We start from the raw sequence: 12,198 nt of genomic DNA, 5'->3' as shown, positions 1-12,198 counted from the left end.
TCCGTTTAGTGTCAGCTGTCAGTGTTCGTTTTAACTATTTGGTGTGTAGTATCTAGTGGGGTTAAATGCCATATGTCATCACAATATTGACCAATCGTTCTGTCACTAGAAAATAAGCCACTGGCCGCGGTATTTAAAATACTCATTTGAGTCCAGTAGGTTTGATCAGCGTACGCTTTATCCACTTCACGCTGCGCTGAAATGTAACTGGCAAAGTCATGTGCAGTTAGCCACGCATCGTCTTTGCTTTTAATGCAGTTAATCACATCATCAAATAAGCCTGGTTCAAATAGATTAAAATGACCACTTTCGAGGAGATGCATCACGTTATTTAGATCTGGATTATTCGCAATAATTTCACTGGGATTATAATGCGCTTTAATTTCGTCAATATGCTCGGCTTGTGCGCCAAATAAGAAGAAGTTTTCAGCTCCTACTGCATCGCGGATTTCAATATTCGCGCCATCTAACGTGCCTATTGTGAGCGCACCATTCATCATAAACTTCATGTTGCCGGTACCGGATGCTTCTTTACCTGCTGTAGAAACTTGCTCCGACAAGTCTGTTGCTGGGCATATGGTTTCCATGGCTGTGACGTTGTAATTTGGTAAAAAAGCGACCCTTAAAAACATCGATACCTCAGGGTCTTTGTTGATCACCTCAGCAACATTATTAATCAGCTTAATAATTTTCTTCGCCATCATGTAACCTGGTGCAGCTTTACCCCCGAGTAATACACAACGAGGTACCATGCCTTGCGTATCGCCACGACGAATGCGGTCGTATAAATGAATAACATGTAACACATTGAGTAACTGGCGCTTATATTCGTGAATACGCTTTACCTGCACATCAAATAGCATGTTTACATCAAACTCGACGTCACACTTTTGTTTCACTAAATCGACTAAACGTTGCTTGTTTTCTCGTTTTGCCTGCTGCCATGTTACGTGCAATTGAGAGTCATCATAAAAACGGCGTAGTTGGCTAATTTTTGCAAAATCGCCTACCCAGTCTTTCCCTATTTTCTCGCTAATAATATGACTCAGACTCGGATTACAATAAGCAAGCCAACGCCTTGGTGTCACCCCATTGGTTTTGTTATTAAACTTTTCAGGCCATAATGCGTAAAAATCTTTAAACAAACCCGCAGTTAATAACTTGGTATGCAGTGCGGCTACGCCATTGACTGAATAACTACCAACAATGGCTAAAAAGGCCATGCGTATTTGCGGCTCACTGCCCTCTTCAATTAATGATAAGTCTCGTTGCTTTTGTACATCACCCGGCCAATGCCTTGCAACCTCTGCTAAGAAACGGGCATTAATTTCATAAATAATTTCTAAAATACGTGGTAATAATTTAGCAAATAATGCCACTGACCATTTTTCTAATGCCTCAGGCAATAAGGTGTGGTTAGTGTAAGCCATGGTTTGGGTTGTGATGTTCCATGCCTGATCCCAGTCGAGTTCATGGTCATCGACTAAAATTCGCATCAGCTCTGCCACGGCAATACTAGGGTGAGTGTCATTAAGCTGAAAAACATGATGCTGAGCAAAGTCAGTAAAATCATCCCCATATTGTTCAATCCACTGGCTGAGTACATCTTGAATGCTTGCCGATGATAAAAAGTATTGCTGGCGTAATCGCAATTCTTTACCATTTTCACTGCTGTCGTTAGGGTACAGCACCATGGTTATTTGCTCTGCAAGATTCTTTTGTGCTACCGCTTCTGAATAGCTACCGGCATTAAATTCGGCTAAATTAAATTCATCGGTAGCTTCAGACTTCCAAAGCCTGAGGGTATTAACAATATTATTTTTATAGCCCGGAATGGGTACATCATAAGGAACCGCTAACACATCTTGGGAGCTCACCCACTGTCGATGTTCACGGCCAAATTTATCGGTATAACTTTGTACATAACCCGAGAACTTAACCCGTTTAGCTTGCTCTGGTGCACTTAATTCCCAAGGATGCCCTTCGCGAAGCCAGTTATCCGGTTGCTCAACCTGGTTACCTTCTTTTATTGATTGATTAAACATGCCGTATTCATAGCGAATTCCATACCCCACTACAGGCAGCGCTAAACTCGCGCAACTATCTAAAAAACATGCCGCTAAGCGCCCCAAGCCACCATTACCTAAGCCGGCATCATGTTCTGCTTGTTCCACGTTTTCTAGCTCAGTACAATAAGCTTGCAGTGCTGTACTTACCTGCGCTTCTAAATCAAGGTTGAGTACCGCATTACCCAGTGCTCTCCCCATTAAAAACTCTAGCGATAAATATGCTGTTTTACGGCGTTTATGTTGTTTAATTTGCTTATTGGTGTCTCTGCAACGCGCAACGAGTCTATCTCTTATCGTCAGCGCCAATGCATGATACAAATACAACTGCGACTCTCCCACCACATCACGCCCTAAGGTGTAATAAAAGTGGCGAGTTAAATCATCACTTAAGGTACTTTCGTCAATCAACGGGCCTTCTTGCCAGCTTTTTACCACACACACTTGCTCGTCTTGCTTAGTCATAATCTTCGCCTTCTAAATTGGCACTAAAAACCCAACTACTTTGTGCTGAAATATTCACGGTTGCATCTTCTTCAACAACAGATGATGCGTTATTTACGCTTGATAACACTAACGTCCAAGGCCTGATAATGGGCGATTGTGGTAATTGGCAGAGCACAGGCTGTTTACTGGCGTTTAAAATAATTAATAACCCATGCTTATTTTGCTTATCAAGCAAGCTATACATTAAAAATTGTCGCGTATCTTCATGCCAATGTGTTTCATCCATTTCTTTACCTTGCTCGGTAAACCACTTAACGGTGAAACGTTCATCTATATCATCTAAAAATACACTGTGTTTAAACGCGCTGTGACCGCGCCTAATTTTTAACGCATCATCTATAAACTGAATTAAGCAATGGTTTAGTTGTGAGTCTTTCCATGCAAGCCAGCTAGTACGATTATTCTGGCAATAAGCGTTATTATTACCGCCTTGGGAGTGAGCCATTTCACTGCCTGAGGCTATCATTGGCACCCCTTTAGAGAGCAGTAAGGTAAGTAAAAAGTTTTTTTGTTGTTGTAGGCGCAAGCTCATTATTTCAGGGTCGCTACTAAATCCCTCAACCCCGCAATTAAATGAATAATTAGCGCTGTGGCCATCTTGATTATTTTCACCATTTACTTGGTTATGTTTTTGCTCATAACTGACTAAATCGGCGAGAGTGAAACCATCATGGCTGGTAATAAAATTTATACTGTTGAGTGGACCGCGATTACTATGTTCAAAAATATCAAACGAGCCGTGCAAACGCTTGGCCACATTACTTATAATGCCTTTTTCGCTTTGCCAAAAACGTTTAATAACATCACGATATTGATCGTTCCACTCACGCCAAGGAGCAGGAAAAGCACCTAACTGATACCCGCCAGGGCCTATATCCCACGGCTCACTGATCAGTTTTACTTTATTCAAAATAGGATCTTGTGCAACGGCCTGTAAAAACGTGTGAGAAGCACTAAAGCCGGTACTTGAACGCCCTAAAATGGTTGCTAAGTCAAATCGAAAACCATCCACTCCCATAACTTCCACCCAATACCGCAAGCTATCAAGAACCAGTTGCAAAGTTTTTGGATGGTCAATATTTAAGGTGTTACCACAGCCGGTATCATTTATGTATACATTAGGTTGCCCATTAATAGTGCGATAATAAGTGAGGTTATCGAAGCCACGTAAAGACAATATCGGTCCATCACTGCCCCCTCGGCAGTATGGTTGTATACAACATCTAAAATAACTTCAATATTGGCGCGATGTAATTCGCTGACCATCTGTTTAAATTCGTTTATATCGTCATTAACCAAATAGTCTTTATGGGGGGTAAAAAAATTGATGCTATTGTAGCCCCAGTAATTTTGTAGCCCTTTAGTAATTAAAAACTGTTCACTTATAAACGCATGTACAGGCAAAAGCTCAATAGCGGTCACCCCTAAACTTTTTAGATGCTCAATAAAACACGGATGGCTTAAGCCTAAAAACGTACCTTGCTGTGCTTTTGGAATACCTGGATGACGACAGGTAGCGCCCTTTACATGGCATTCATAAATAACCGTATTAGCCCAGCTGTGATCAGGCTTTATATTGATATATGAAACAGATGTAGTCACTTTAGATTTAGGGATATCTATTGCATTATTAACCACGCTTTTAGTGCCTATCGGCATTTGCCCGTAATGGCGCTCGCTCCAAGTAAACTCGTTAAACAAGTCTTTTGCATACGGGTCAATCAGTAATTTATGTTCATTAAATAACATACCTTTTTCATGGTTATACTCACCATCAACCCTAAAGCCATATAATGCGCCAGCGCTCAGTGGTGCAACGTGAATACTCCACACTCCGCCTTCGTTAATATTCATGGCCATTTTTAATATTTCTGTATGGCCACTTTTATCAAATAAACAAACAAATGCTTGGCTTGCATTAGGGGCGTATAAGGCAAAGTTGACACCGTTGTTTTGTACAGTCGAACCCAGTGGTAAAGGTGCACCATGGGTAACCTCAAAGCAATTACTCATCATTCACCTTTTGTAAGTAGACCGTGGTTAAGCCACCCATGTGCAATGTAATACTGTGCTCAAAGCCATGACTTGGTTGATTAATTGAATGTATTAGTTGGTTTGGCTCATCAGTGACATTAATACCTGAGCCAAAAAAACATGACTCATCAGTATTTAATATCACCTTGTAACTGCCTGTAGCAGGCACGCCTAAAGTAAAATGTTGATAAGCAGTTGGGGTAAAATTAGCGACAATAACCATGAAATCATCAGCACTTTTAGCATAACGAATAAAGCTAAATACACTTTGCTGACTGTTATCATTATCTATCCATGAAAAACCAGTCGCACAGCTATCAAGCTCATAAAGTGCTGGATGGGCTTGGTACACATGATTAAGGCGTTTAACCGTATCTTGAATACCTTGGTGACTTTGATGCTCAAGCAAGTGCCAATCTATTGAATGATCATGATCCCACTCTTTTCGCTGGGCTATTTCCGCGCCCATAAACAGTAGTTTTTTTCCTGGATGCGCCCACATAAACGCATAATATGCCCGTAAATTAGCAAACTGTTGCCAATCGTCTCCGGGCATTTTGTTTAGAAGTGAGCCTTTGCCGTGAACGACTTCATCGTGACTCAGTGGTAAAATGTAATTTTCGCTAAAGGCATACACCATAGAAAACGTCATTTTATGGTGATGATATTTCCTAAATAGTGGATCTTCCTGCATGTAATGCAAGCTGTCATTCATCCAGCCCATATTCCATTTATAACCAAAACCCAAACCATTATGCTCAACGCTTTGCGTTACTCCAGGCCACGCCGTTGACTCCTCAGCCACCATCATAATACCGGGATTATTCTTATAACTGCGCATATTCACTTGTTTAAGGCACTCTATTGCCCCTAAGTTTTCTCTGCCGCCGTAACAATTAGCTACCCATTGCCCTTCTTTTCGGCTGTAATCAAGATATAACATAGACGCCACTGCATCCACTCGCAGTCCATCAATACCAAATTGACTAAGCCAATACATCGCATTCGATATTAAAAAGCTTTTAACTTCAGGGCGATCGTAATTATAAATATAGGTATTCCAATCAGGGTGAAACCCTTGACGCATATCAGCATGTTCATATAAATGGGTGCCATCAAAACAATGTAACCCATGGGGATCGCTTGGAAAGTGCCCCGGCACCCAATCGAGTAAAATACCGATATTGGCTTTATGGCATTGCTCAACTAAGTATTTAAAGCTGTTGTAATCACCAAAACGACTTGTTGGTGCAAACAAGCCTACCGGCTGATACCCCCATGAACCATCAAACGGGTATTCACTAATAGGCATAAGTTGTAAGTGAGTAAACCCCATATCAGTCACGTAACTTACAAGCTTATCTGCCAGCTCGCCGTAGTTTAAATAACGATTATGTTCAGCGCGTTGCCAAGAACCTAAATGCACTTCATAAATACTAATAGCGGCATCAATATGATTGCGCTGTTGCCTATTTATAATCGCTTTTTCACTGAGCTTAATAGGGGTAGGTTTGTACTGTAATATACTTGCAGTGCCTGGCGCTTGCTGCATTTTAAAGGCAAATGGATCGGCTTTATCTAAAACTTCACCACTGAGTGTGGTGATAGCAAATTTGTAGCACATATCGGCGCATAATCCCGGGATAAATAACTCCCATACTCCACTGGCCGGATGAAATCGCATAAAGTGACGATTGGCCTGCCAAAAGTTAAATTCACCAATCACTGAAACGCTGGCAGCATTTGGTGCCCATACACAAAAACGAACACCGTCTACGCCCTGTTGAGTCATAAATTTCGCGCCTAAGTGCGCATAGGTATGCTCAAGACTCCCTTCGTTAAACAGGTACATCGCTTGCTCATCAAGCGTACTACTAAAACTGTATTCATCGTAAAAGATAATATTATTGCTTTCATAACTAACTTGGCATTGGTAAATACTGCTTGGCATACTTGATAGCTCAGCTATAAATAAATCACTGTGTTTATAGCGTAATGCGCTAACGGCTTGACCATCAATTAACAGTTCAACCTGCAGTGCTGCTGGCAAATACACTCGAATTTCTATGCCGCTTTGTGTGCTGTGCGCCCCTAAAAAGCTAAACGGGTCTTTAAAGCGCCCTGCGGCGAGCGCAGTAACTTGTGCGTCATAATCAGCCACCAGCGCTGATTTCTTATTTTTTATACTGCCCATTTACCCATTCCTCATTGAATGTATTGCAGTCAAAAGTGATGCATTATCAGTAAAAATATCCTCGCACGTATGTGCTAACACCCGTCTCCAATTGGGATACTCTTTATCTGTACCCGGAATGTTAACTGGGTAGCATTGTTTGTCTAAGTCATCAATTTGTAGGGCAAATAATCGCGATGGCGACTTTGCCAAGCACAAAGCCAGCGCGCTATAAATCGCAAAAGCATCAGTGTTTAATGACATGTCAGAATGTGTGTCGTTTGCATTAATAAAATCAACTAACCGTTGTTTCTCTTGTTGCCGTTGCTGCACTAGCTGCTGGTGTTCAACGGCATCAATCAATTGATACTGTTGTTTGAGATTCAAATCACTATGCTGCCACCAGCCAACAAAAGGCGGTACGTCATGATTGGCAATCATTAGCAGGCATTGCTCGCTAAGATGATCGCGATGAACAAATTCATCATTTTGTTGTTTTTCAAAATAAAATAAACTGTTTGAAAAAATACCACTGCTCACCAGTGCCTCTTTTACTTCGGGTGGTACAATGCCTAAATCTTCACCTATCACGACGGCCTGATTAAGGTGTGATTCAATTTTCAAAATAGCTAACAAGTGCTCGAATGGGTAGTAAACATAGCAACCATCTTGGTTACTATTATTGCTAAAACACCACCACAACCGCCTAATTGCCATCACATGATCAATACGTAATCCACCCACAGAATCCATGTTTGCGCGTATAAGTGAGCGGTAAAACTGATAGTTGTTGTCAGCAAGGCGCATAGGGTTTACTGCTGGCAACCCCCAATTTTGACCACTCGCAGCCCAAGGATCTGGTGGAGCTCCCACAGTCGCATCTTGGCTAAACAACGCTTGCTGGTGTTTATATTCGCTACCCTCTTTGGCACAGCCAACTGCTAAGTCGTTAATCAAACCAATCGCCATTCCTTGGTCGATACAATGTTGTTGGCATCGTGCGAGTTGGCTGTGTGCCTGCCATTGCAGGTAATGGTCGAATGACGGCTGTGTAGTTTCTAACATGGCAAGTTCATCACAGTGCTGTGTACAAAATGCAGTAAATTCATCTTGCCTTGCTTGATTGCCCTGCTGTTGAAAGTGCGCATAAAGCAGTTTAAAGGCATTATATTTCTGCTCAGTAACCGTTTTATAATTAATAAAGGTTATATCTTGCTCGCTGTGCGACCTTAAACAACAAGAGGATAAGTAATCATCTAAAGTGGGGTTGTTAATACTATCGGGCGATAAGTTAATTGCTATATACAATGGATTGAGTAACGCACGGTTACTGGGGTTATAGGGACTAGCGCACTCTGGGTTATCTGCAAATAGTAAGTGCAGAGGATTAAGTAAAATATAATCCATTTTTTGTTTTGCACATAGCGAGGCTAATTCAAGTAAATCATTAAAATCACCAATTCCCATTCCGGCTTGGTTTTTTAATGTGTATAACTGGATTGATAAGCCAAAGCGTTTACAATCGGCTATTTGATAGACTTGTTTAGGGATAGACCAAATTTGTGTAGTTGCTGATTGCCCACCCATACTTAGCAAAGCATCATAATAACCCGTAGGTAAATGGGTAAGTGGCAGCGCTATTTCAATATAACGACTGTCATTTAAGAAATACTCACCTAATGGCGCATAGTCAGCTATTTGTTCAAATTGCAGCTTAATATTTAATGCAGGTATGTTAAGCGTAATTTTATTATGCGCGTCGGTTTCTTTAATACGTACTTTTAGCACATTGCTAGGCTGCTTTACTAAGCTAACAGCCGGCGCAAGCGTTAACCAAGTGGCCGCATCTAATTGATAATTTAACTGAGCTATTTGTGTTGCATCACTTGTGTCAACGCCACAGCACTGCAAGGCTAACCTGCGCGTTTGTTCACTAAAAATAACGTGTTCACCGGTGTATTTAGTGTACTCATAGCCTATTCCATGCAAATAAAATGATTGCGATAGTGCGTCCATTCACCAACCTTAATTAATGCGTTGAGTATTTACTATACTGTTCTCTGAACCAAAATTATTGGCCTGATAGCCATCAGCCTGATGGTCGTTGTCCCACTGCTTACCATTAATCAAGTAACGGAAGTGAAACTCTTTATCAACAGGCAAACGCTGTTTACATTTAAACACACCCAACTTTTTATTTAGTTTCATTGGCACTGGCTGCCAATCATTAAACTCCCCAAGTAAACAGACATCTTCAGCATCAGGATGAGAAAATTCAAACGTAACTTCTGCTTCGTTTTTTGTCTTAAAAAAGCGTTTATTCAACATAATAGGCTCCAACTAAACCATAAGGGTTATTCATCTTTGCCACAGGCCAAACAGCTTAAATAGGCGATGTGGAATCCATTCATTCACATAAAAACAAGCTTAAAGTTAAACAAAACTTTATTTACGCATTATTACAGTGCGTTATTTATTTTACCGCACTAGGTTGGTGCAGTTTTTAACCATTTAAACAGATTTTTAGGTAAGCTCCTTTACTGAGCAATTTTTAAACCAACTACACTCAATTAAATAACTTTTAAAACAATACACTCATAATCATTTTTATTACCGCATTATGGTTAAAAACCTTTAGCTTAGCGGCATCATCAGCGATAATAATTATCCACCTAGCCAATGCGATGAATATTTAAAGACTATGATTAAAAAAAGCATTTTTATTACCTCTGTTATTGTTTTTCTAACCATCATCGCTGTTGTGGGTAGTTCAATTTATACACTATATAGTAAAAAGCTTGTCTCTGTAGATCCAAAGTTAAAAGAAATTTCAGGTATAGAATTTGATAAATATAAACGTCTATGGGCTATTAATGACAGCGGCGACGAACCTAAGCTTTATAGACTCAATGATGATGGTTCTATCGCTAAAGAAATTTTGGTGAGCAATGCAAAAAATATTGACTGGGAGGACATGACGCAAAATAAATTTGGTCATTTTTTCTTAGGGGACTTTGGCAATAATAAAAATGAACGTAAATGGCTAACCATTTATAAAATAGAAAACCCCATTGATATCAAAACAAATACCACCGAAGCCGAGATAATTAAGTTTACCTACCCAGAATTAGACGGCAGCCCAATAAAGCCAGAGCAACGTAACTACGACTTAGAAGCTTTTGTGGCTTTTGGCCGGCATTTATATTTATTTACTAAAAATCGCACAGAGCCATTCGATGGTATTACTAACGTTTATAAAGTAGGCGATCACGCAGCAAATTTTGACGCCCAGCTAATAGACTCATTTAGAACCTGCACCACTATGGAAAAGCTATGCTGGATCACCTCTGCAGCGCTCAGCCCAGATAGAAAAAAACTTGCACTACTAGATTCAACCAGTATTTGGCTGTTTGAAAATTTCAAAGGGGACAAATTTTTCTCTGGCGATGTGTCTAAAATTGATCTCGGCATTGTGACCCAAAAAGAAGCGATCACGTTTTATGATAACAATACAATTGCCTTTACCGATGAGGAATTTAAAGGCATTGGCGGTAATGTTTATTTTTTAAAGCTCGACCAAGTTACTAAAGTTAAAGTCAAACGAAGTCATACTCAAGCTAAGTAAGTTAAAATAAATCTATTTCTGAATCATTTTCTTGTACTTTGATTAGCTGTTCAGCAATTAAATCTTCGTAGATACAAAATTTATCTCGGCCATTATTTTTAGCGTAATAGAGTGCTTTATCAGCATTCTCTATTACAGTGATTGGAAAATCATAAGGGCTAATACGTGCTAAACCAGCACTGACCGTCATATTTCCAATAAAAGGAAACGATGTATTTCTGACGAGCTGTAAAAATTCTGCCATTTTATTACTTATGGAGTTTGCCTCGGTAGGCTCAAAAACAATCACAAATTCTTCTCCACCAAAGCGAAAAATCAAATCGGTTGAACGAAAAAAATGACGCATTTTTTGCGCTAATATCAGTAGCACTTCATCGCCACAGATATGACCATACTTGTCGTTTATATTTTTAAAGTGATCAATGTCTAAAATAGCCAACCAAGATGTAGATGCGTATTTTTGCAGCCTTTTACCCTCACCCCGGGATAAACTGTGTACTTTCAATACTTGTTTTTCAATCAGTTGCTTTATTTTTTTCTCAAAGGTTTGTCTATTTAATAGACCTGTTAATTTATCTCTTTCATTTTCATGAAGAATGACTAAATAGTTTTCAAAAATACGACAAAAAGCATTCAACATCACTTGAGATGGACTATCTAGGCTGTTTGAAACCACTGAAATTGCGGCAACTGTTTTTTCTTGGCGGGTAATAGGTAACCAACGGCGCTCAATGCCATCTGTTGATTGCACCGTGATAATGCAAGCAGAACGTAAGCAAGATAGAAGTTCATCCTCAGGGTGTGTAACAATTTGTCGTTGTTGCCACTCAAATTGTTTTTCACCAGTAATTTTTAAACAAAGACTTTGCTCAATAGTAAGCTGGCCCTGAACTTCTATATCTTTATAAACTGAGACTTCTTTACAGCCAATAAACTCTTGGATGGTCGATATCAAACTGTATTCAAGAGAATCTACATCTCTATTTTTAGTTATTTTGATGACTGAATTGAGTAAATTTTCTTGCATTGTACTCCCTAAAGCAAACTGGGCGTTAACAACTAATAAAATTCAGCATAGACCACGCCGTGGAATATGCTAGGTTTTATTAATGCCTGCCAGCTCAGGGAGATTTTTATTACTAATCTTAAATAAAGGAAACCTAACTATTAGTCATACAATTTATAAATTTTTCAGATACCAGCGTTATAGCCACTTTATCAGTGTACATAACCTCACTATTTTTTGTAATAAAGTCAGCACACTGCGCTTGTGATTGTTTGAATTTTTGCTTGCATGAGTTTACTGACTCTCCAATGACTTCTTGATAAATACTTTCATCACATAAGCTATTGGCAAACTGACTCGCGCCAGTAATAATCTCATCAATATTGATGGGAGAGGATTCTAGTTTGAAAAATATATCGCTGTAAGTTTCAACCGTTATATTATCGCTTGAGTCAAATAAAGTGGCCTTCGCACTTAAATATGAGCCACCTATTATTAATAAGGCTGCAGCAGCTAGTGTTGTGTATTTCATAACATTTCCTTGTAATGTGTTTGAGCTGTTTTTCCAAAACACCCTGTTTTACATAGTATAACCAACTAAGGTTTATACATGTAATAAGTATATTTATCAGGTTTATTCAATACTTGGGGATTGTGGCAAACGAAGAGGCGAAGAGCCTATTGATTTGGTAAAAACAATCCTTGTTCCTAATAATTAGAAGGTTACAATTAAGTAGGCTTAAATGCAAATAATTAATACTCACTGAATAGCGATAAATAATCTAGG

General features: G+C 39.5%; 7 protein-coding genes and 1 pseudogene. 1 reads left to right on the top strand and 7 read right to left on the bottom strand.

Annotation, left to right across the window (positions count from 1 at the left end; all coding sequences use genetic code 11):
- Positions 1 to 11: 11 nt before the first annotated feature.
- The 5 genes and pseudogenes from AB8618_RS16625 to AB8618_RS16605 form a co-directional block, all read right to left on the bottom strand.
- The gene (locus AB8618_RS16625; RefSeq protein WP_413403187.1) at positions 12 to 2,531 is read right to left on the bottom strand and encodes a glycogen/starch/alpha-glucan phosphorylase; all 2,520 of its coding nucleotides are present in this window, start codon (positions 2,529 to 2,531) and stop codon (positions 12 to 14) included.
- Positions 2,524 to 4,586, bottom strand: a pseudogene (gene glgX / locus AB8618_RS16620) (glycogen debranching protein GlgX). Before glgX ends, AB8618_RS16625 begins: the two are co-directional and overlap by 8 nt.
- On the bottom strand, positions 4,579 to 6,801 hold the full coding sequence (gene glgB, locus AB8618_RS16615; protein WP_413403183.1) for a 1,4-alpha-glucan branching protein GlgB: 2,223 nt from the start codon (positions 6,799 to 6,801) through the stop codon (positions 4,579 to 4,581). Before glgB ends, glgX begins: the two are co-directional and overlap by 8 nt.
- Positions 6,802 to 8,796, bottom strand: coding sequence for a 4-alpha-glucanotransferase (gene malQ, locus AB8618_RS16610; RefSeq protein ID WP_413403181.1), 1,995 nt, complete (start codon positions 8,794 to 8,796; stop codon positions 6,802 to 6,804).
- 9 nt (positions 8,797 to 8,805) lie between these two features.
- Positions 8,806 to 9,108, bottom strand: a complete 303-nt coding sequence (locus AB8618_RS16605; protein WP_178957171.1) for an isoamylase early set domain-containing protein — start codon at positions 9,106 to 9,108, stop codon at positions 8,806 to 8,808.
- A gap of 373 nt (positions 9,109 to 9,481) precedes the next feature.
- Between AB8618_RS16605 and AB8618_RS16600 the strand changes: the two genes are divergently transcribed.
- On the top strand, positions 9,482 to 10,405 hold the full coding sequence (locus tag AB8618_RS16600) for a hypothetical protein (protein ID WP_413403179.1): 924 nt from the start codon (positions 9,482 to 9,484) through the stop codon (positions 10,403 to 10,405).
- Position 10,406: 1 nt separating this feature from the next.
- On the opposite strand, the gene AB8618_RS16595 is transcribed toward AB8618_RS16600, so the two are convergent.
- Positions 10,407 to 11,432 carry a GGDEF domain-containing protein gene (locus AB8618_RS16595; RefSeq protein ID WP_409425877.1) on the bottom strand — a complete coding sequence of 342 codons (1,026 nt, stop codon included), beginning with the start codon at positions 11,430 to 11,432 and terminating at the stop codon, positions 10,407 to 10,409.
- A 133-nt stretch (positions 11,433 to 11,565) separates the two neighbouring features.
- Entirely contained in the window at positions 11,566 to 11,943 is a 378-nt protein-coding gene (locus AB8618_RS16590) for a hypothetical protein (protein WP_138607917.1), read from the bottom strand.
- Positions 11,944 to 12,198: the final 255 nt, after the last annotated feature.

Origin of the sequence: Pseudoalteromonas sp. RW-H-Ap-1, assembly GCF_048318575.1 — a bacterium.
Taxonomy (GTDB): domain Bacteria; phylum Pseudomonadota; class Gammaproteobacteria; order Enterobacterales; family Alteromonadaceae; genus Pseudoalteromonas.
The sequence above is the reverse complement of the archived record's forward strand: the minus strand, read 5'-3'. Positions and strand labels throughout refer to the sequence as shown.

What these genes read in the sequence shown, in the direction of transcription:
- AB8618_RS16600 (WP_413403179.1), top strand. Translation starts at nt 9,482, where the DNA reads ATGATTAAAAAAAGCATTTTTATTACCTCTGTTATTGTTTTTCTAACC.
- AB8618_RS16605 (WP_178957171.1), bottom strand. Translation starts at nt 9,108, where the DNA reads ATGTTGAATAAACGCTTTTTTAAGACAAAAAACGAAGCAGAAGTTACG.
- AB8618_RS16590 (WP_138607917.1), bottom strand. Translation starts at nt 11,943, where the DNA reads ATGAAATACACAACACTAGCTGCTGCAGCCTTATTAATAATAGGTGGC.
- AB8618_RS16625 (WP_413403187.1), bottom strand. Translation starts at nt 2,531, where the DNA reads ATGACTAAGCAAGACGAGCAAGTGTGTGTGGTAAAAAGCTGGCAAGAA.
- malQ (WP_413403181.1), bottom strand. Translation starts at nt 8,796, where the DNA reads ATGGACGCACTATCGCAATCATTTTATTTGCATGGAATAGGCTATGAG.
- AB8618_RS16595 (WP_409425877.1), bottom strand. Translation starts at nt 11,432, where the DNA reads ATGCAAGAAAATTTACTCAATTCAGTCATCAAAATAACTAAAAATAGA.
- glgB (WP_413403183.1), bottom strand. Translation starts at nt 6,801, where the DNA reads ATGGGCAGTATAAAAAATAAGAAATCAGCGCTGGTGGCTGATTATGAC.